The 18,317-nt window shown below is 66.9% G+C and carries 18 protein-coding genes, 1 tRNA gene and 1 pseudogene; 10 read left to right on the plus strand and 10 right to left on the minus strand.

The window, feature by feature from the left end; genetic code table 11:
- Positions 1 to 223: 223 nt before the first annotated feature.
- A complete protein-coding gene (locus tag KHC27_RS05015; protein WP_246519665.1) occupies positions 224 to 1,495 on the minus strand; it encodes a multidrug effflux MFS transporter in 1,272 nt (423 codons plus the stop codon).
- A 186-nt stretch (positions 1,496 to 1,681) separates the two neighbouring features.
- Between KHC27_RS05015 and KHC27_RS05020 the strand changes: the two genes are divergently transcribed.
- On the plus strand, positions 1,682 to 2,596 hold the full coding sequence (locus tag KHC27_RS05020; RefSeq protein ID WP_213335823.1) for an SDR family NAD(P)-dependent oxidoreductase: 915 nt from the start codon (positions 1,682 to 1,684) through the stop codon (positions 2,594 to 2,596).
- 31 nt (positions 2,597 to 2,627) lie between these two features.
- Here the strand turns inward: KHC27_RS05020 and hydA are convergent, their stop codons facing one another.
- Together hydA and KHC27_RS05030 are read right to left on the minus strand one after the other, a co-directional pair.
- The gene (gene hydA, locus KHC27_RS05025) at positions 2,628 to 4,085 is read right to left on the minus strand and encodes a dihydropyrimidinase (RefSeq protein ID WP_213335826.1); all 1,458 of its coding nucleotides are present in this window, start codon (positions 4,083 to 4,085) and stop codon (positions 2,628 to 2,630) included.
- Positions 4,086 to 4,092: 7 nt separating this feature from the next.
- Positions 4,093 to 5,340, minus strand: coding sequence for a Zn-dependent hydrolase (locus KHC27_RS05030; RefSeq protein ID WP_213335828.1), 1,248 nt, complete (start codon positions 5,338 to 5,340; stop codon positions 4,093 to 4,095).
- A 197-nt stretch (positions 5,341 to 5,537) separates the two neighbouring features.
- On the opposite strand from KHC27_RS05030, the gene KHC27_RS05035 reads away from it, so the two are divergent.
- The gene (locus KHC27_RS05035; protein WP_213335830.1) at positions 5,538 to 6,029 is read left to right on the plus strand and encodes a hypothetical protein; all 492 of its coding nucleotides are present in this window, start codon (positions 5,538 to 5,540) and stop codon (positions 6,027 to 6,029) included.
- Between the two features lie 3 nt (positions 6,030 to 6,032).
- On the opposite strand, the gene KHC27_RS05040 is transcribed toward KHC27_RS05035, so the two are convergent.
- Both KHC27_RS05040 and KHC27_RS05045 read right to left on the minus strand, forming a co-directional pair.
- Positions 6,033 to 7,445, minus strand: coding sequence for a TRAP transporter large permease (locus tag KHC27_RS05040; RefSeq protein WP_213335832.1), 1,413 nt, complete (start codon positions 7,443 to 7,445; stop codon positions 6,033 to 6,035).
- Positions 7,446 to 7,497: 52 nt separating this feature from the next.
- Positions 7,498 to 8,037, minus strand: coding sequence for a TRAP transporter small permease subunit (locus KHC27_RS05045; RefSeq protein WP_213335834.1), 540 nt, complete (start codon positions 8,035 to 8,037; stop codon positions 7,498 to 7,500).
- A gap of 244 nt (positions 8,038 to 8,281) precedes the next feature.
- Here KHC27_RS05045 and KHC27_RS05050 point away from each other — a divergent pair, with 244 nt between their 5' ends.
- Together KHC27_RS05050 and KHC27_RS05055 are read left to right on the plus strand one after the other, a co-directional pair.
- Positions 8,282 to 8,521, plus strand: a complete 240-nt coding sequence (locus KHC27_RS05050; protein ID WP_213335836.1) for a hypothetical protein — start codon at positions 8,282 to 8,284, stop codon at positions 8,519 to 8,521.
- A 17-nt stretch (positions 8,522 to 8,538) separates the two neighbouring features.
- A complete protein-coding gene (locus tag KHC27_RS05055) occupies positions 8,539 to 8,715 on the plus strand; it encodes a hypothetical protein (protein ID WP_213335838.1) in 177 nt (58 codons plus the stop codon).
- A gap of 7 nt (positions 8,716 to 8,722) precedes the next feature.
- Here the strand turns inward: KHC27_RS05055 and KHC27_RS05060 are convergent, their stop codons facing one another.
- Complete coding sequence (locus KHC27_RS05060; RefSeq protein ID WP_213335858.1) at positions 8,723 to 10,474, minus strand: ABC transporter ATP-binding protein; 1,752 nt, start codon at positions 10,472 to 10,474, stop codon at positions 8,723 to 8,725.
- 267 nt (positions 10,475 to 10,741) lie between these two features.
- A complete protein-coding gene (locus KHC27_RS05065; RefSeq protein WP_213335841.1) occupies positions 10,742 to 11,125 on the minus strand; it encodes an ectoine synthase in 384 nt (127 codons plus the stop codon).
- A gap of 408 nt (positions 11,126 to 11,533) precedes the next feature.
- On the opposite strand from KHC27_RS05065, the gene KHC27_RS05070 reads away from it, so the two are divergent.
- The 4 genes and pseudogenes from KHC27_RS05070 to KHC27_RS21545 form a co-directional block, all read left to right on the plus strand.
- A complete protein-coding gene (locus KHC27_RS05070) occupies positions 11,534 to 12,058 on the plus strand; it encodes a cupin domain-containing protein (RefSeq protein ID WP_213335844.1) in 525 nt (174 codons plus the stop codon).
- Positions 12,059 to 12,257: 199 nt separating this feature from the next.
- The gene (locus KHC27_RS05075; protein ID WP_213335846.1) at positions 12,258 to 12,785 is read left to right on the plus strand and encodes an L-2-amino-thiazoline-4-carboxylic acid hydrolase; all 528 of its coding nucleotides are present in this window, start codon (positions 12,258 to 12,260) and stop codon (positions 12,783 to 12,785) included.
- A gap of 31 nt (positions 12,786 to 12,816) precedes the next feature.
- On the plus strand, positions 12,817 to 14,142 hold the full coding sequence (locus KHC27_RS05080; protein WP_213335848.1) for an LLM class flavin-dependent oxidoreductase: 1,326 nt from the start codon (positions 12,817 to 12,819) through the stop codon (positions 14,140 to 14,142).
- Between the two features lie 41 nt (positions 14,143 to 14,183).
- Positions 14,184 to 14,362: pseudogene (locus KHC27_RS21545) on the plus strand (IS3 family transposase); the annotation flags it as partial.
- 535 nt (positions 14,363 to 14,897) lie between these two features.
- On the opposite strand, the gene KHC27_RS05085 reads toward KHC27_RS21545, so the two are convergent.
- A tRNA-Glu gene (locus KHC27_RS05085) sits at positions 14,898 to 14,972 on the minus strand.
- 109 nt (positions 14,973 to 15,081) lie between these two features.
- The gene (locus KHC27_RS05090; RefSeq protein ID WP_213335850.1) at positions 15,082 to 15,420 is read right to left on the minus strand and encodes a hypothetical protein; all 339 of its coding nucleotides are present in this window, start codon (positions 15,418 to 15,420) and stop codon (positions 15,082 to 15,084) included.
- Between KHC27_RS05090 and KHC27_RS05095 the strand changes: the two genes are divergently transcribed.
- Together KHC27_RS05095 and rpoH are read left to right on the plus strand one after the other, a co-directional pair.
- On the plus strand, positions 15,419 to 16,471 hold the full coding sequence (locus tag KHC27_RS05095; RefSeq protein ID WP_213335852.1) for an RluA family pseudouridine synthase: 1,053 nt from the start codon (positions 15,419 to 15,421) through the stop codon (positions 16,469 to 16,471). The genes KHC27_RS05090 and KHC27_RS05095 overlap by 2 nt on opposite strands.
- Before the next feature lie 161 nt (positions 16,472 to 16,632).
- A complete protein-coding gene (gene rpoH / locus KHC27_RS05100; RefSeq protein WP_213335854.1) occupies positions 16,633 to 17,538 on the plus strand; it encodes an RNA polymerase sigma factor RpoH in 906 nt (301 codons plus the stop codon).
- Positions 17,539 to 17,598: 60 nt separating this feature from the next.
- Here rpoH and KHC27_RS05105 read toward each other — a convergent pair whose 3' ends face one another.
- The gene (locus KHC27_RS05105) at positions 17,599 to 18,072 is read right to left on the minus strand and encodes a CBS domain-containing protein (RefSeq protein WP_246519666.1); all 474 of its coding nucleotides are present in this window, start codon (positions 18,070 to 18,072) and stop codon (positions 17,599 to 17,601) included.
- Positions 18,073 to 18,317: the final 245 nt, after the last annotated feature.

The following is an 18,317-nucleotide window of genomic DNA, read 5'->3' on the forward strand; positions in this document are numbered from 1 at the left end:
CAGACTGCGCTTTCACGCCCAACCTATGAAGGTGCCGCCGGGACGACGCTTACGATGTGCTTCTCAACGTCGGTCGTTCTTCTCTGTTCCCTTTTGACATGAGAGACGATGCACGTGTTTATCCCGACGCTTTCCTGCCCGGGAAACGCCACAGAACGTTCACGGCTGAAGAAAGGGCGGAAGCTGGCGCGGCTACCGCCGGCCACCAGCCCTGCCCGAGGCGTCAGTCGGCCGCACGGGCCGAGGGCTGGCCGGAGCGGAACAGCCGGCCACGCTCGCCGATCAGCACCAGCACGAGCGCCGCACCGCCCAGCACCCCGAAGCCGACGGTGAGCGGAAGCGTGGTGCCGTCGAAATGCTGTCCCAGCGCAAAGCCCAGCAGAGCGCCGCCCACGGTGCTGACGAAGCCGATGAGGGACGAGGCGGTGCCTGCGACATGCCCCACGGGCTCCATCGCAATGGCGTTGAAGTTCGATGCCATTAGGCCGAAGCAGAACATCATCCCGGACTGCAGCACCGCGAAGACCCACAGCGTCTCATATCCGGTCACAGCCGCGATGCCGTGAACCACGGCGACGAGGATGAAGCCCAGCAAGGCGGTGTGGGACACCCGCCTCATGCCCAGCCGTCCGACGATGCGGGCGTTGAGCAGCGACGACAGCGCCATGAAGAACGCGATCAGCGCGAACACCGTGGTGAAGAGGTGCGGCGCGCGGAAGGCATCGGCAAAAATCTGCTGGGCGGAATTGATGAAGCCGAAAAGGCATCCCATCGCCATCGTCATGGCCAGCGAATAGAATACCGTCACCCGGTTGCCCAGCACGGTGCCGGCGGCATGGCGGATGCCGGCCAGCGAGATGGGTGTTCTGTCTTCCGGGTGCAGCGTCTCCGGCAGCTTGAGCAGCACCCAGCTCAGCGTCACCACGCCGAAGAGCACCAGCAGACCGAAGATACCGCGCCAGGGCGCGAACAGCAGGATCAGCTGTCCGATGCTCGGGGCGAGAATGGGCACCGCCAGGAACACGATGAAGGCCAGCGACATCACCCGCGCCATCTGTCGGCCGGAATAGCAGTCCCGCACGATCGAGGTGGCGAGCACGCGGGTCGCCGCGGCGCCGACGCCCTGCAGCACCCGCGCCACCATCATCACCGCGAAGCTCGGCGCGAACATCGCTGCGATGGAGGCGACGGTGTAGAGCACCAGGCCGAAGATCAGCACGGGGCGCCGGCCATAACGGTCGGACAAGGTGCCGTAAACGATCTGAGCGCCGCCGAAGCCCAGGAGATAGGCGGTGACGACGAGCTGGACGTGGTTTCCCGCCTCGATGCCGAGCGCGGCACCGATGCCGGGCAGCGCCGGGAGCATCGAATCGATCGCCATGGCGTTGGTCGCCATCAGCGAGGCGATGAACGCCACGAAGACACCAAACGACATGCCATGAAGGGGGACCGCCTCGGTGGCGGCGGAGGGCGAAGCGGAGGCAGGATCGGACATGACGACTTTCGGGAAGGCTGGGGCGGAAGACGGCGCAGCGGGCGGAGCGCGTTATGCCCCAATTCCCCGCCGATCCCTACCCCCGACATTGCGAATGAATGCGTGCACTGCCGCAAGGCCGGCTCGCCCCCGGCGGCGGCGCTACCTATATGCCAGCAGAACCGTCCGCTTCGACTGGAGAGTTTCATGACCCACCCCGCCTTCACCGCTTCCAACGTCGCCGTCGTTACCGGTGGCGCCTCAGGCATCGGCTTTGCCGCCGCCGCGCGCTTTGCCCGCATGGGTCTGCGGGTCGCGGTCGCCGACCTTCCCGGCGAGAGGCTGCAGAGCGCCGGAGCGGAGCTGGCGGCACTGGCCCCCGGTGGTGCGGGCTCGGTCATTGCCGTGCCGGCCGATGTGAGCCGCCGGGCCGATGTCGAGCGGCTGCGTGCGGAAGTGCACACTGCCTTCGGGCCACCCCAGATCGTCATGAACAATGCGGGCACCCAGCCGGGAAGCGGCATCTTCGGGCCGCTCGGCAATTGGGAGCGGGTGATCGCCACCAACCTGTGGGGCGTCATCAATGGCGCGCAGGTCTTCGCCCCCGATATGGCGGCGTCCGGAGTGCCGGGCCTCATCATCAATACCGGCTCCAAGCAGGGCATCACCACCCCGCCCGGCGATCCCGCCTATAACGTGTCCAAAGCCGGAGTGAAGGTATTCACCGAGGCTCTCCAGCACGAGCTGCGCAACCGGCCCGGCTGCCGGGTCAGCGCGCATCTGCTGATCCCCGGCTTCGTCTTCACCTCGCTTACGGCGAACGGGCGCGCCGAGAAGCCGGCCGGCGCCTGGACCGCCGAGCAGACGGTCGACTTCATGATGACGGCGCTGGAGGCCGGCGATTTCTATATCCTGTGCCCGGACAACGAGGTCGACCGCGCGCTCGACGAGCGCCGCATCCTCTGGGCCGCGGGCGACATCGTCGAGAACCGCCCCCCGCTTTCGCGCTGGCACCCGGACCATGGCGACGACTTCGCCGCCTTCGTCGCCGCCGGCCGCGCCACCACCGAAGCGGATGAGGGGTTGGAGGTCGCGGCGCTGAACGCCTCCAACGACGATTGACCGGCGCCGGCCGCGGAACCCGGTCGGCCGTTCACACCCCGATGGGCATGTGCTCGGGGCTGCGGCTGACCGCGCGGGGCGCGACGATATCCTTCCAGGTCGAGAGCGCCCGGTTCACCGCCGGGAAAGCCGGGCGCGGCACGAAGCGCCCGCGCCCGGGGCGGGGCGTATGGTTCCGCCCTTCCGCGTAGACGACCTCGCCGCGCGAGAGGGTGTAGCGCGGCAGCCCGCGCACCTCGATGCCCTCGAACACGTTGTAGTCGATGATGGATTTCTGCCGCGCGGCGGAAATCGTCTTGGACAGGCCGGGGTCCAGCACCACGAGGTCGGCATCCGCCCCCGGCAGCACCGCCCCCTTGCGCGGGTACATGTTGAGGATGCGTGCGATGTTGGTGGAGGTGACCGCGACGAACTCGTTCGGCGTCAGCCGCCCGGTCTCGACGCCCCGGGTCCACAGCATCGGCAGCCGGTCTTCCAGCCCGCCCGTCCCATTTGGAATGCGGGTGAAGTTGCCGACACCCATGCGCTTCTGCGCCGTCGTGAAGGCGCAATGGTCTGTGGCGACCACCTGGAGCGAACCGCTGGCCAGCCCCGCCCACAACCCGTCCTGGTGCGCCTTGTCGCGGAAGGGCGGCGACATCACCCGCCGTGCGGCGTGATCCCAGTCGCGGTGGCTGTAGACGCTTTCATCGAGGGTGAGATGCTGGATCAAAGGCTCGCCATAGACACGCATCCCCTTCTGCCGCGCCCGACGGATCGCTTCGTGCGCCTGCTCGCAGGAAGTGTGGACGATGTAGACCGGCACACCTGCGGCATCGGCGATCATGATGGCGCGGTTGGTCGCCTCGCCTTCCACCTCCGGCGGACGCGAGAAGGCGTGCCCCTCCGGCCCGGTGATGCCCTCGGCGAGCAGCTTCTGCTGGAGCGCGGCAACGATGTCGCCATTCTCGGCATGCACGAGCGGCAGGGCACCCAGCGCGGCGCAGCGCTGGAAGGAGGCGAACATCTGGTCGTCATTGACCATCAGCGCGCCCTTGTAGGCCATGAAGTGCTTGAAGCTGTTGATGCCCCTCGACACCACCTCGGGCATGGCGTCGAAGATGGCCCGCGACCAGCCGGTGATGCACATGTGATAGGAGTAGTCGGCGCACGCCTGGCGGGTCGCCTTCGCCTCCCACGCCGCGAGCGCGCCGATGAGGCCCTCTCCCTCCGGGATGACGAAATCCACCACCAGCGTCGTGCCGCCGGAGAGCGCGGCGAAGGTGCCGCTCTCCCAGGTCTCGGCGGCATGGGTGCCCATGAAGGGCATTTCCAGATGGGTGTGGGGATCGATGCCGCCGGGCATGACATAGGCACCGGCAGCGTCCAGCACGGTATCGCCGGAAAGGTCGGGCCCGATGGCGGCGATGGTCTCGCCCTCGATCAGCACGTCGGCTTCATAGGAGCGATCCGCGGCGACGATTGTGCCGCCCTTGATGACGACGCTCATCCGATCCTCACACGATCTCGGCGGTTTCGAGGACCGCGTGGAGCAGCACGTCGGTGCCGGCCGCGGCCCATGCGGGGGTGATGGTCTCGTCCTCATTGTGGCTGAGTCCATCGACGCAGGGGCAGAAGATCATCGCCGAAGGAACCACCCTGTTCAACCAGCAGGCGTCATGGCCGGCCCCCGAGACGATGTCGCGGTGGGTATAGCCGAGCCGGCCCGCCGCCTCGCGCACGCGCCCCACCAGCGCCGGATTGAACGCGACCGGGTCAAAACCCTGCACCTCGTCGACCGAGAAGCCGAGGCCCATCTCGGCCGCGATCGCCGCCGCGCCCTCGCGAAGCTCCGCCTCCATGGCGAGCAGAACAGCGAGGTCGGGATGACGGAAATCGACCGTGAGGACCGCCTTGCCGGGAATGATGTTGCGGGAGTTGGGATAGACGTCGAGCTTGCCGACCGCCCCCACGGCCAGCGGCGGATGGCTCCAGGCGATGCGGTCGACCAGTTCCAGGATGCGGGCCGCGCCGAGGCCGGCATTCACCCGCTTGGGCATCGGGGTCGAGCCGGTATGGGCGTCACGGCCAGTAAGGGTGATCTGGATCCAGCGCAGCCCCTGGCCGTGGGTGACAACGCCGATGTCGAGGCCCTCATCCTCAAGGATCGGCCCCTGTTCGATGTGCAGCTCGAAATAGGCATGCGCCTTGCGGGCGCCCACCGGCTCCTCGCCCTTGAACCCGATGCGCTCCAGCTCCTCGCCCAGCACCTTGCCTTCGGCATCGGTGCGGCCATAGGCGAAGGCGAGGTCGTAGACCCCGGCATAGACGCCGGAAGCCACCATGGCCGGGGCGAAGCGCGCGCCTTCCTCGTTGGTCCAGTTCACCACCTCGATCGGCCGACGGGTTCGGATGCCGAGGTCATTGAGGGTGCGCACCACCTCGAGCGCGCCGAGAACGCCGAGAACGCCGTCGAACTTGCCGCCGGTGGGCTGGGTGTCGAGATGGGAGCCCAGCATCACCGGCAACGCCTCGGGGTCGGTGCCCTCGCGACGGGCGAACATGGTGCCCAGTTCGTCGACGCCGAGGCTGAGGCCGGCCTCCTCGCACCAGCGGGCGAACAGCAGGCGGCCCTCGCGGTCGCTGTCGGTCAGGGTCTGGCGGTTGTTGCCGCCGCGCAGTCCCGGCCCGATCGTCGCCATCTCCATCAGGCTGTCCCACAGCCGTTCGCTGCGGATGCGGAGATTGTCGCTGGGCACGGGCATGTCGGAACTCCTGAGCGTCACTGCCACCGATTTGAGCGTGCCCGGCAGATTGGCAGAGGCCGACCTTCTCCGGCAAGGCGGGGGTGCCGCATTCTTCTTGCCTGCGCGCACGCCATTGGCGTGCAGATGCTCTGGCATTCAGCCGCAAATAGGTCACACTCGGTCGGGAACCGGCACGGGGCAAGGGGGACGCGGCCATGTTCGATCCGACCACGCTTGTAGGCTTTCACACCTGGCTCAGCCTGATCGGCATCGCCACCGGCATTCCGGTGGTGGCGGCGCTGCTGGCCAACCAGGTGCGGGCGGGTTGGACCGCCGCCTTTCTCATCACCGCGATCGGCACCAGCGTCACCGGCTTCCTGCTGCCCTTCACCATGGTGCTGCCGTCGCACATCGTCGGCGGCATCGCGCTGGCCGTGCTGGCCGCGGCGCTCGCGGCGCGGTTCGTTTTCCGGCTCGCCGGGCTGTGGCGCGGCATCTATGCGGCCTGCCTCGTAGCCAGCCTTTACCTGCTGGTCTTCGTGGGGGTGGCGCAGGCCTTCGCGAAGATTCCCGCGCTCAATGCCCTTGCGCCCACGCCCGCTGATCCGGCCTTCGGGGCGGCGCAGGGAGTGGTCCTGGTGCTTTTCGGCGCCATCGGCTTCCTGAGCGTGCGCCATTTCCAGCCCACGCTCCGTCCGGCGCGCTAGCGATCAAAACTTCGGCGGCTCCATGTCGAGCGGCGGCAGGTCCGCGGAGGGCAGGTTCAGCTCGATATGGGCCGGGTCGACCGTGGGGCCGCCGCCGATCCAGTAGGTTACCGATTCCGGCCACATGATCACGATGACAACGAGGATCAGCTGCATGGCGAGCCACGGAATGGCGCCCCAGTAGATCTGCGAGGTGCGGATCGAGGGCGGCGCGATGCCGCGCAGGTAGAACAGCGCGAAGCCGAAAGGCGGGTGCATGAAGGCGGTCTGCATGTTCACGCAGAGCAGGACGCCGAACCAGATGAGGTTGATGTCCAGCTTCACCGCCACCGGCACCAGCAGCGGGATGATGATGAAGGCGATTTCGAAGAAATCGAGGAAGAAGGCGATAAAGAAGACGAAGACATTGACAAAGACGAGGAAGCCGACGCGACCGCCGGGCAGCTGAGACAGCAGGTGCTCGATCCAGCGCGAACCGTCCATTCCCTGGAACACGAGACTGAACACGGTCGCGCCGATGAGGATGAACACCACCATCGCGGTGAGGCGCATGGTCGAGGCCATCGCCTGACGGATCAGCGGCCAGGTGAGACGGCGGTGCAGCGCCGCCAGCACGATGGCGCCGACCGCGCCCATGGCGCCGGCCTCCGTGGGGGTGGCGAGGCCGAGGGCCAGCGTGCCGAGCACCAGCGCGATCAGGACGATCGACGGCACCATGCCCCACAGCACCTGCCGGATCAGCGGCCAGCCCCCTTCCCCGATCGCCTCCGGCGGCAGCGGCGGCATGGAGGACGGCTTTATGAAGGAGAGCACCAGAACATAGGCGAGGAACAGCAGCACCTGCAGGATGGAGGGCCCGATCGCGCCGAGATACATGTCGCCCACCGGCTTGCCGAGCTGTTCCGCCAGCACGATCAGCACCAGGGAGGGCGGGATGAGCTGGGTGATCGTGCCGGATGCCGCGATCACGCCGGTGGCGAGCTTCTGGTCATAGCCATAGCGCATCATCACCGGCAGCGAGATCACGCCCATGGCGATCACCGAGGCGGCGACCGTGCCGGTGATCGCACCGAGGATCGCCCCCACGATGATGACGGCATAGGCAAGCCCGCCCGGTATCTTGCCGAACAGCTTGCCCGTCCCCTCCAGCAGATCCTCCGCCAGCCCGCACCGCTCCAGGATCGCGCCCATGAAGGTGAAGAACGGAATGGCAAGCAGCAGGTCGTTGGAAATGATGCCGTAGAAGCGGAATGGCAGCGCCTGCAGGAAGCTGGGGTGGAAATGGTCGGTCAGGATGCCGAGCGTGCCGAAGAACAGCCCGACCGCCACCAGCGAGAACGCCACGGGAAAGCCCGCCAGCATGAAGCAGATCATGCCGCCAAACATGAGCGGGGGCATTATGCCGTGAGAGAACATGCGCAGCTCGTCGGTTTTGCGGGAGATGAAGGGGCGCGGCGTCGGGAACGCGTTACTGCAGCGGCTTCTCGTAGTCGGTCTCGATCTCCAGCAGCCCGCGCAGCGCGGCGATGCGCTTGATCAGCTCCGAGACGCCCTGAACCGTCAGCAGCGAGAAGCCCAGCGGCAGCAACAGCTTCGCCGGCCACAGGATGAGCCCGCCCGCGTTCTGCGACACCTCGTTCGAGACGAAGGCCTGCCAGAAGAACGGCCAGCTCAACAGGGTGAGATAGATGCCCGCCGGAATCAGGATCAGCATGAAGCCAGCGGTATCAAGCCACAGCCGGCCCCGTGGCGACAGCATCATGTAGACGAGGTCGACCCGCACATGCTCGTTCATCTTCAGCGTGTAGGGCGCACCGAGCAGCACGACGGCGCCGAACAGGTACCACTGGATTTCCAGCAGTCCGTTGGTGCTGTAGCTGAAGAGATAGCGCACCGTGGCGTTGCCAGCGCTGATGAGGCAGGCGGCGAGGACGCAGTAATCCGCGATGCGGCCGAAACGTTCGTTGAACCAGTCGATGGCTCGACTGATGGCGAGCAGCGCTCCCATCCCGGCATTCCCCCCTCATAACCGCCCGGACCGTTGCATCGGCCCTGTTGCCGTATCAGCGCAAGATAGACGATCGGTGAAGCCAAGATAAGCCTTCCGACCTAAGACCTTCTGACGTGCCGGATGGTCATGCCCAAAGGTGAGATGGCGCCGAGGGCCTCGCCGACATTTCGCGGGAAACATGCTGGCCCGGTGGCGTTGTCCCCCTGCGCGACATCTCGCGCGGCACAGAAGGAGAAGCCCCATGCCCGCTCCGTCGCCAGCCAAGGACCTTCAAAATCTCGCAGCGGACGAGACCCCGCCGATTTCCGGCTCGCCCTTTCCCTCCGAGGCCAAGCTTCCGCCAAGGGACGCTCCCACCTCGCCGGACAAGGACAAGGAAAAACGCAGCGAAGCCGAGATCGACGAGACGATCGAGGACAGTTTCCCCGCCAGCGATCCGCCTTCCTACACCGGCACGACCGGCGTGAAGGCGGACGACTGAACCACAGGAGAATCGACATGAACGACGCGTATAATGGCCACAAGGGCGCCGACGGCACCTTCACCGACGACAAGAAGCCGGCCCAGCAGGGCACATCGCAGGAACAGGCGGGCGGCAAGCCACCGCGCTCCGTTCCCGCCGGCAACCCGCTGAGCAGCGGCGAACGCACCGAGCCGACCGACAAGCCGCGCTGAGCAGGGCTCAGGCAGCGGGCGGGCGTGTGAGTTCGTCGCGCCCGAACGCCGCGAACTGGGCGCGGTGGAGCCGCTGATAGAGCCCGCCACGGGCCAGCAGCTCCTCGTGCCGCCCCTCTTCGGCGATGCCCTCCGCCGTCACCACCACGATGCGGTCTGCATTGCGGATGGTGGCGAGGCGGTGGGCGATCACCAGCGTGGTGCGACCGCGCGAGAGGTCGTCCAGCGATTGCTGGATTTCCCGCTCGGTCTCGACGTCCAGCGCCGAGGTAGCCTCGTCGAGAATGAGGATCGGCGGGTTCTTGAGGAAGATGCGCGAGATGGCGAGGCGCTGCTTCTGGCCGCCGGAGAGCTTGACCCCGCGCTCGCCGACGACGGTGTCGAGGCCTTCCGGAAGCTCCGCGATCATCCCGTCCAGCCGGGCCGCGCGCGCCGCCGCCACGATCTCCGCCTCGCTGGCGTCGAGCCGGCCATAAGCGATGTTCTCGCGGATGGTGCCGCCGAACAGGAAGACGTCCTGCTGCACGATGCCGATCTGACGGCGCAGCGCCGCGAGCGTCATGTCGGCGATGTCGATCCCATCGATGGTGATGCGGCCGGCGTCGATCTCGTAGAACCGGGGCAGCAGCGAGAGCAGCGTGGTTTTGCCGGCTCCGGAAGGGCCGACAAACGCGACGGTCTCCCCCGCCGTCACCGTCAGATCCACGTCGCGCACGATGGGGCGATCCGGGGTGTAGCCGAACCGCACCCCCTGAAATCGGATGTCGCCCCGCAGATGCGCAATGCTGCGGGCGCCCGGACGATCGGCAATATCCGGCTCGGTGGCCAGCAACTCCTGGTAGCGACGAAACCCGGCAATACCCTTCGGGTAGGTCTCCATCACCGCGGCGATCTTGTCGAGCGGGCGGTAGAACACCGCGACCAGCAGCAGGAAGCCGACGAACCCGCCGATCGACAGACCTCCCCGCACCACATACCAGGCCCCCGCGACCAGCACGACGATCTGCACCAGCCGCATCGCCATGTAGTTGAGCGCCTGGCTGCCCGCCATCAGCCGATAGGCGTCGAGCTTGGTCGTGCGGTAACCGGCGTTGTGGTGGGCGAAAAGCGCCCGCTCATGGGCCTCGTTGCCGAAGGCCTGAACCACCCGGATCCCGCCGATATTCTCTTCCAGCCGCACGTTGAACGCCCCGACGCGACCGAACTGCGCCTGCCAGTTGCGGGTCAGCCGGCTGCCATAGCGGGCGACCAGCAGCGCCGTCAGCGGCACGATCAGCGCGGTGAGGAAGGCGAGCGGGGGGTGCACCCACAGCATCAGCGCGAAAGCCCCGACGAAGGTCATCACCGCGATGAACAGGTCTTCCGGGCCATGGTGGGCGACCTCGCCGATCTCCTCCAGATCCTTGGTGACGCGCGCGACCAGATGGCCGGTCTTGTAATTGTCGTAGAAGCGGAAGGAGAGCTTCTGCAGGTGCTCGAAGGCGCGCTGCCGCATCTCCGTCTCGATGTTGATGCCCAGCACATGGCCCCAATAGGTCACCACCGCCATGAGGCCGGCATTCACCACGAACACGAACAGCAGCCCGAGGGCACCCAGCAGCACGAGCTGCAGATCGCCCTGCGGCAGCAGCACGTCGATGAAGGCCTTCATCGCGATGGGAAAGCACAGTTCCAGCACCCCGGAGAGCACGGCGCAGCCGAAATCCAGCAGGAACAGCGCACGGTGCGGCCGGTAATAGGCAAGAAACGCATTCAGCATGCCGGGGTGGGCACTGCCGGGCGCCGGCGCAGAGGAGGTCGACATCGTTCGTCCGGTTCCAGTCACGGCCCTCCGGTCCCGCCCCGGAGCGGCCAATGGCCCGCCCTGCCTGTTTAATCACCGGGGCCGAGGCTGCAAGACCGATTTTGCCCTTCCGACCGGCGCCAGCGCCGGCCGACGGCCCATCACGGCACGTCCTGCCCTGTTCGTCGACAAGCTTGGAACAGGGCGTCCCGGGCGCGGCGCCCCGATGGTTCATGCCATCCGTCACGCCGCATCGTAGCCGCCATGTGCGTTGTGGCGCTCATCCCCCTGAAGAGGCGGGTTGAAGACGCAGACCAGATGCAGGTCGCCCTTGAGGGCACGGACGATGTGCTCGTCATGCAGGTCGAGCGCATAGACCTGCCCGACAGCGATCGGGTGGCGTTCGCCGGTGGCGATGTCGAGAACCTCGCCGGCGCCGGCGATGCAGTAATTGGTCTCGAAATGCTCCCTGTAATGGCAATGCACCTCGTGTCCCTCGGGGATCACGGTGTGATGCACGGAATAGCCGAGGCCGTCACTCTTCACGATCAACCGGGTGCTGCTCCAGTTTTCCGTGATGACATGGCGGTCCGTGCTCTTCAGCTCGCTGATGTCGCGTACGATCATGGTGCCGTTCTCCTGGTCTCGATCGGGCGGAAGGAAGGGGTGAGAGCCGTCTCGACTCTGCTACTCCCCCATCTCGCCCCAAGCCCGCAAGGTCGGCGTTGCCGGTGCACACGGGCCGACCGCCCGCCTGAGCGTCGCCGGGAGCAGTGGCAGGAGCGGCAGTTCGACAGGATCGCCCGGGCTCGGCCGAGATCGAGGAGTGTGTGCCAGCGTTGCCGGCGGACCTCACCATCGGCACCATCACGCTCGCCTGTGCACTCGGCTATCTCGACCTCCGCTTTCCCGACTAGGATTGGGCCGCCGACCATCCCGGCGCCGGCCCTTGGTTCGCGGGGGTTTCAGCGCATCCCGACCTCGAGGCCACCCGCCCGCTGCAGGCGCTGGCGGCGCAAATGATAGGACGAGACGATGAGCGAGCATTCGCACGACCATCCCCATGATCATTCCCATGATCATTCCCATGTCCATGCGCAGGACCACTGGAAGCACAATGGCGTACGCGTCATCCGCGGTGACCGGCTGGACCCCAACACCGCGCAGACTCCCGGCATGTTCCGGCAGGCCGCGATCAACCATGCCCGGGTCGGCGCCCAGAAGATCTGGGCCGGCACGGTGACGATCGAGCCCAACGCCAAGACCGGCGTGCACCACCACGGCGCGCTGGAGAGCGTCATCTATGTCGTGCGCGGCAAGGCGCGGATGCGCTGGGGCGACCGGCTGGAATATGTCGCGGAGGCCGAGGCGGGCGATTTCATCTTCGTGCCGCCCTATGTGCCGCATCAGGAGATCAACGCCGACCCGGACCAGCCGCTCGACTGCGTGCTGGTGCGCTCCGACAACGAGGCGGTGGTGGTGAATATCACCGATGTCGACCCGGTCGAGGCGCCGGAGGCGGTGTACTGGGTAGACCCCATCCACAAGGCGCCGGGCTGAACGGGTCGCTCAGCTCGAACGGACCGGACGGCCCGCCTGCGACGGAAGGGTTTGCAGAGCTTGAAGGAGGCCGCCCGGCTGTTCCCTTTTACTATAAACTTTATATGTTTTTACCCCATGCCATGTCAGACTGCAGGATGATGCGACCGGACGGTGGAGGGCGGGACCGTGCTGGATGGCCCTATGATCGGTTGAGACCATGAGTGAAGAGACGACCGGGGTGACGACGCCTGATCCGACGGAGGGCGAGATCGGCATACTGGAGCGGCGGCGCATCGAGGCCGCGATCATCGCTCCGCTCTATGAGCAGATGCGCGAGGAGATCGGCGAGGAAAAGGCGCAGGCCATCATCGAACGCACGATCCGGGCCGCGGCCATCGCCGCAGCAAAGGGCTTTGCCGAGCGAACGGTCGGCGGAACCAGCCTCTCGACCTTCCGCGATCTGCAGGCGCTCTGGACCAGGGACGACGCGCTGACCGTCGAGGTGCTCGTCGCAACCGACCAGCGGTTCGACTACAACGTCCACCGCTGTCGCTATGCGGAAGCCTATAAGGAGATGGGGCTCGGGCATATCGGCCATCTCCTCTCGTGCAACCGCGACGAGGTCTTCTGCCAGGGCTATGACCCACGCATCCGGCTCGTCCGGACCCAGACCATCATGGGCGGGGCCAGCCATTGCGATTTCCGCTATCGGCTGGTCGACGAGACCGAGAGTGGCGCTCCCTAGACAGCCCCCTTCCCAGACAGGCAATCCGCGCATGGCTTCGCGACAGCTCCATCTCGGCGCCTTCATGCGCCCGACCAGTCTCCACACCGGCGCATGGCGCTACCCGGGAGCGTTCCCGGACTCGAACTTCAACCTCACCCATCTCCGGCATTTCGCTCGGCGGCTGGAAGAGGCGAAGTTCGACGCCTTCTTCATGGCCGACCATCTGGCGGTGCTGAACATGCCGGTGGAGGCGCTCAAGCGCAGCCATACCGTCACCTCCTTCGAGCCGTTCACCCTTCTGTCCAATCTCGCGGCGGTCACGGAACGCATCGGCCTGGTCGCCACCGTCTCGACGACCTTCGAGGCGCCCTATCATGTGGCAAGGCGGTTTGCCTCGCTCGACCATCTCAGCAGCGGGCGCGCCGGCTGGAACATCGTGACCACCTCCAATCCCGATGCGGCGCTGAATTTCGGACTCGATACACATATGGAGCACGACGAGCGCTATGTGCGCGCCCGCGAGTTCTACGACGTCGTCACCGGGCTGTGGGACAGTTTCGCGGACGACGCCTTTTCCCGCGATGTCGCGTCCGGGCTCTATGTCGACCCGGACCGGATGCATGCGCTCGATCACAAGGGGCCCTATTTCTCGGTCCGCGGGCCACTCAACATCGCCCGTCCCGTGCAGGGCTGGCCCGTTATTGTCCAGGCGGGCGCGTCGGAGGCGGGGCGCCAGCTGGCGGCCGAAACCGCGGAAGTGATCTTCTCCGCCACGCGGAATCTTGCCGCGAGCCGCGCCTTCTATGCCGATGTGAAGCAGCGGCTCGACCGGCTGGGACGCCCGCGCGAGCACCTGAAGATCCTGCCGGGAGCCTTCGTGGTCCTTGGCGACACGGTGGAGGAGGCGCAGGACAAGCGGGCACGTCTCGACAGCCTTGTGCACTATGACAGCGCGATCGCGGCACTCTCCATCGCCCTCGGCCACGACGCCTCGCGCTTCGACCCGGACGGACCGTTGCCCGACATACCGCAGACCAATGCCAGCCGAAGTGCCCGTGAGCGCGCCATTGATCTTGCCCGAGAGGAACAGCTGACCGTCCGCCAGCTCGCTCAACGCCTCGGCGGCTATTCGGGGCTGGCCTTCGTCGGCACGCCCTCCTCGGTTGCCGACAGCATGCAGGAATGGCTGGAAAGCGAGGGCTGCGACGGGTTCAACGTCATGTTTCCCTTCCTGCCGGCCGGGCTGGACGACGTGGTGGACAGGCTGGTGCCGGAGCTCCAGCGCCGGAGCATCTTCCGGCGCGACTATACCGGCACCACGCTGCGCGAGCATCTCGGCCTGCCGCGCCCGCCCAACCGGTTCTTTCCCGCCTGAGGAAGCTCGACGCCCGCCATGGACGGGCGTCAGCCGGCGGCCGCAAGCACGCGAGCAGTGACCCATCCTTCTGCAACCGACGCTCCCGCTACGCGGGATGGAGGTGCCTGACGTGCGTCGGCTGAAGTCGCCTGATGACGAAAACCGCAGGCTCAAGAAGCTCTTGGCGGAGGCGATGCTCGACGTCGCCACGCGGCGCCACGCGCTCGGACAAAACGTCGGAAGCCCCCATCGCGGCGCGCGTTCGTGAACGGGCGGTCGACGCGAAGGTCTGCTCCCAGCGTCGGGCCCGCGAACGCCCGTGAATTTTTCGACGCTACGGTCGCTTCAATATCGACGGTGTGCCGAACAGACGCTGGCCACCTCTCGCGAGGAGGCCATGGAGATCGCCGGGAACATGCTGCCGGAGCACGCCGGGCCTGCAACAGCCTGACAACCGTCGTTCTCTGATCGCCGCGATGCTGACAGCTCACATGCCGGCCGCAGCGAGGACCACGACGCCGGGGCGCTTTTGCAATCGGCCCGTTAACTCCCCGCTTCCCGACGGCGCAGCAGCTTTCTGAACCAATGCCCGCTTCGCGACATCAGTCGCGGTCATAAGTAGCTGTTTTCGCGCGAGAACGAGGAACGCAGGTCAAGCCGCCTGAGCTTAATTGGTGGACGCGTCGCCTTCCCCACGAGCAAAGGGACGCCGCTCACCATAAATCACATTATCATTCAGTACTTGGAAGATGATAACATGAGACAAGCAGCATTGGCGCGCCCACGGGGAATCGAACCCCGGTTTTCGCCGTGAGAGGGCGACGTCCTGACCGCTAGACGATGGGCGCGTGCGCGGTGTGAGCGAGCTATTAGAGCCAAACCGGCGAGCGATCAAGAGCGGCGACGCGGAATAAACGAGGCGCCGGCGGCCTGGGGATAACCCGGCCGGAGGCGCGCTCACGGCTCGGCAGCATACCCGATGACGCCGCGCGGCGTATGGTCCTTCAGGTCGAACAGGCGGGTCTCGACGGTCCCGCCGCGCTCGAGGGTGACGGCGATCAATCCGTCGCCCACGCTCGTTGACAGCACGCGGGCGTCCTTCGGCAGGCGCAACGTCGCCGCGATCTCCGCCGGCGCGCTTTTCCAACCGATCACGACCCTGTATCCGATAGCGCCGAACAGGGCGAGAAAGCCGAAGGCCATCAGCAGGCCCGAGAACGCCGCAAAGCCCCGCAGCTTGCGCAGGACGCGCTCCTGGGCGGGGTCGAGTTTCTCGTCGTGATCAGGAGAGGTCATGGGTGCACCGCCGGACGAACCGCTGGAGGAAATCGACGAGGCCCTTTCCGCGTCCGGCGCGGAGGAAGCCACGCGCGTCGATATCACCGTCGCGCCGCCGGATGAAGGCCAGCGGCTCGATCGCGTGCTGGCGCGCCACCTTCCCGAGCTGAGCCGCACCCGGCTGCAGGCGCTCATCGCCGCGGGGCACCTGCGCCGCGAGGGTCTGGCCGTCTTCTCGGCTTCGGCGCGGGCAAACGCGGGCGACCGGTTCACCCTCACCCTGCCGCCGCCCGAGCCCGCCGCGCCAGCGGCGCAGGACATCCCGCTCGTCATCGTCCACGAGGACGACGACCTCATCGTCATCGACAAGCCCGCCGGCATGGTCGTCCACCCGGCGCCGGGCAATCCCGACGGCACGCTGGTCAACGCGCTGCTGCACCATTGCGGCTCCAGCCTTTCCGGCGTCGGCGGGGTGCGGCGACCGGGAATCGTGCACCGGCTCGACAAGGACACGTCCGGGCTGCTCGTCGTCGCCAAGAACGACGCCACCCATCGCGGGCTGGCGGCCCAGTTCGCCGATCACGGCCGCAGCGGGCCGCTGGAGCGCGCCTATGTCGCCTTCGCCTGGGGGGTGCCCGAGGCGCCGCGCGGCACGATCGACGCGCCGATCGACCGCCACCCCATCTCCCGCGACAGGATGGCGGTGCGGGCCGGCGGGCGTTTCGCCATTACCCACTGGGAGCGGCAGGCGAGCTTTGCCGATGCTGGCGGCCGGCCGGTCGCCTGCCGCATCGAGTGCCGGCTGGAAACCGGGCGCACCCACCAGATCCGGGTGCACATGGCCCATGCCGGGCATCCGCTGCTGGGTGACGAGACCTACGCCACCGGCCACCGCACCAAGGCCGCCCGGCTCGCGCCCGGGGCGCGGGAGGCGCTGGCGGCCTTGGGCCGCCAGGCGCTGCACGCGGCCCGGCTCGGCTTCGAACACCCCGCCACGGGCGCATTCCTGAGCTTCGACAGCGATCTTCCCGAAGATTTGAGGCGGCTCGAAGCCGCATTACACGGCTGAACCGGGCCTTTCCGCAACGCTTCAAGCCAACGTGACCGGGAACCCGTTGCGCTTTCGCGTTTAGTATCGGTTGCTGTATCATGCATCAGCGGTTGGCTGAATGCGACCGCGTCCAGGCCGCCCGATCCAGGGGGCCAGAGGAAAGGAAGGAGGGCGCTCATATGGCCCGTTCCGCAATGACCATTCCGTCCGCCGAGGGCGGACTTTCCCGGTATCTCGAGGAGATCCGGCGGTTTCCCATGCTGGAGCCGCAGGAGGAATATATGCTCGCCCGCCGCTGGCGCGAGCATGAGGACCCGGAAGCCGCCCAGCGTCTCGTCACCAGCCACCTGCGCCTCGTCGCCAAGATCGCGATGGGCTATCGCGGCTACGGTCTGCCGATATCCGAGGTGATCTCCGAGGGCAATGTCGGCCTCATGCAGGCGGTGAAGCGGTTCGAGCCCGAGAAGGGCTTCCGCCTCGCGACCTATGCGATGTGGTGGATCAAGGCCTCGATCCAGGAATACATCCTGCGGTCCTGGAGCCTCGTGAAGATGGGCACCACGGCGGCGCAGAAGAAGCTTTTCTTCAATCTCCGCAAGGCTAAGAGCCAGATTTCCGCTCTCGAGGAGGGCGATCTGCGGCCGGACCAGGTGGCGCAGATCGCCACCAAGCTCGGCGTGACCGAGCAGGACGTCATCGACATGAACCGTCGCCTCACAGGCGACGCCTCGCTCAACGCGCCGATCCGCGGCGATGTCGAAGGCGGCGGGGAGTGGCAGGACTGGCTGGCCGACGACCGCGACAGCCAGGAAAGCACGCTCGTCGAGCATGAGGAGATGGACAACCGCCGCACCGCGCTGTCCGGCGCCCTTTCGGTGCTGAACGAGCGCGAACGGCGGATCTTCGAGGCTCGCCGGCTCTCGGACGACCCGATGACGCTGGAAGATCTCGCCGCCGAATTCGGCGTCTCGCGCGAGCGGGTGCGGCAGATCGAGGTGCGTGCCTTCGAGAAGGTGCAGAAGGCGGTCATCGACCGGGTCCAGCGCATGGAAGCGCCCGCCGCGCGGGAGCACCACCCGGCCTGATCCGCCGTGCCACGGCCCGCCCCGGCAGCGCGCCGGGGCCGGCTCTGCCGGCCCGCCGCCTCAGAGCGGAAGCGGCGCCGGGGTGGTGCCGGGCTGGGAAAAGCCTAGCTCGGTCAAGGCCTTGGAGTCTTCGCGGGCCCGCCGCACATCGTGCGAGAGCACGTCGCGTATGCTCAGGACTCCCACGAGCTGATGGTTCTCCAGCACCGGGAGGTGCCGGACATGGTGGGTTTCCATCAGCTCTCGGACATGGTCGACGCTGTCGTCCATGGTGCAGGAGATCATGTTCCGCGACATGAGATCGGCCACCGGGGTCCGCAGCGCCGCCAGGCCGCGCTCGGCGACGGCGCGAACCACGTCGCGTTCGGAGAAGATGCCGACGACGGTGTCGCCCTCGGTGCCGCAGGCGTCCTTCACGACGACCGCGCCGATGCGCTCCCGGTTCAGCAAAGTGGCAGCCATTTCAACGGTTTCCCGCATGCGGATGGTGGGCACGCGCGGGTTTTTCAGCTTCATCAGATCCGCGACCAGCATGGCGACCTCCCTCTGGGTTGCCGGCAGAATCCTCAGGAACCCGGACGATCTCGGCGCGCCCGGCCGCTCTCCGTCGCTTCGGACTGGTCTTAAGTCGAATGCTGGTATGCAATACACCTTCCGTCAACGAGAATCGTCGCGGCAGCGCAGCACGCCGCCCGAACGGGCCGCGCGAGGCGCCCGACGAGGAGGATGATCGGTGCGGTGAGGTGGAGGATGAGGCCGATCACTCCCGCCGATCCCGA

The sequence above is a fragment of the Ancylobacter lacus genome, from assembly GCF_018390635.1.
GTDB classification, from domain to species: domain Bacteria; phylum Pseudomonadota; class Alphaproteobacteria; order Rhizobiales; family Xanthobacteraceae; genus Ancylobacter; species Ancylobacter lacus.

What these genes read in the sequence shown, in the direction of transcription:
- KHC27_RS05015 (WP_246519665.1), bottom strand. Translation starts at nt 1,495, where the DNA reads ATGTCCGATCCTGCCTCCGCTTCGCCCTCCGCCGCCACCGAGGCGGTC.
- KHC27_RS05020 (WP_213335823.1), top strand. Translation starts at nt 1,682, where the DNA reads ATGACCCACCCCGCCTTCACCGCTTCCAACGTCGCCGTCGTTACCGGT.
- hydA (WP_213335826.1), bottom strand. Translation starts at nt 4,085, where the DNA reads ATGAGCGTCGTCATCAAGGGCGGCACAATCGTCGCCGCGGATCGCTCC.
- KHC27_RS05030 (WP_213335828.1), bottom strand. Translation starts at nt 5,340, where the DNA reads ATGCCCGTGCCCAGCGACAATCTCCGCATCCGCAGCGAACGGCTGTGG.
- KHC27_RS05035 (WP_213335830.1), top strand. Translation starts at nt 5,538, where the DNA reads ATGTTCGATCCGACCACGCTTGTAGGCTTTCACACCTGGCTCAGCCTG.
- KHC27_RS05040 (WP_213335832.1), bottom strand. Translation starts at nt 7,445, where the DNA reads ATGTTCTCTCACGGCATAATGCCCCCGCTCATGTTTGGCGGCATGATC.
- KHC27_RS05045 (WP_213335834.1), bottom strand. Translation starts at nt 8,037, where the DNA reads ATGGGAGCGCTGCTCGCCATCAGTCGAGCCATCGACTGGTTCAACGAA.
- KHC27_RS05050 (WP_213335836.1), top strand. Translation starts at nt 8,282, where the DNA reads ATGCCCGCTCCGTCGCCAGCCAAGGACCTTCAAAATCTCGCAGCGGAC.
- KHC27_RS05055 (WP_213335838.1), top strand. Translation starts at nt 8,539, where the DNA reads ATGAACGACGCGTATAATGGCCACAAGGGCGCCGACGGCACCTTCACC.
- KHC27_RS05060 (WP_213335858.1), bottom strand. Translation starts at nt 10,474, where the DNA reads ATGCTGAATGCGTTTCTTGCCTATTACCGGCCGCACCGTGCGCTGTTC.
- KHC27_RS05065 (WP_213335841.1), bottom strand. Translation starts at nt 11,125, where the DNA reads ATGATCGTACGCGACATCAGCGAGCTGAAGAGCACGGACCGCCATGTC.
- KHC27_RS05070 (WP_213335844.1), top strand. Translation starts at nt 11,534, where the DNA reads ATGAGCGAGCATTCGCACGACCATCCCCATGATCATTCCCATGATCAT.
- KHC27_RS05075 (WP_213335846.1), top strand. Translation starts at nt 12,258, where the DNA reads ATGAGTGAAGAGACGACCGGGGTGACGACGCCTGATCCGACGGAGGGC.
- KHC27_RS05080 (WP_213335848.1), top strand. Translation starts at nt 12,817, where the DNA reads ATGGCTTCGCGACAGCTCCATCTCGGCGCCTTCATGCGCCCGACCAGT.
- KHC27_RS05095 (WP_213335852.1), top strand. Translation starts at nt 15,419, where the DNA reads ATGGGTGCACCGCCGGACGAACCGCTGGAGGAAATCGACGAGGCCCTT.
- KHC27_RS05090 (WP_213335850.1), bottom strand. Translation starts at nt 15,420, where the DNA reads ATGACCTCTCCTGATCACGACGAGAAACTCGACCCCGCCCAGGAGCGC.
- rpoH (WP_213335854.1), top strand. Translation starts at nt 16,633, where the DNA reads ATGGCCCGTTCCGCAATGACCATTCCGTCCGCCGAGGGCGGACTTTCC.
- KHC27_RS05105 (WP_246519666.1), bottom strand. Translation starts at nt 18,072, where the DNA reads ATGCTGGTCGCGGATCTGATGAAGCTGAAAAACCCGCGCGTGCCCACC.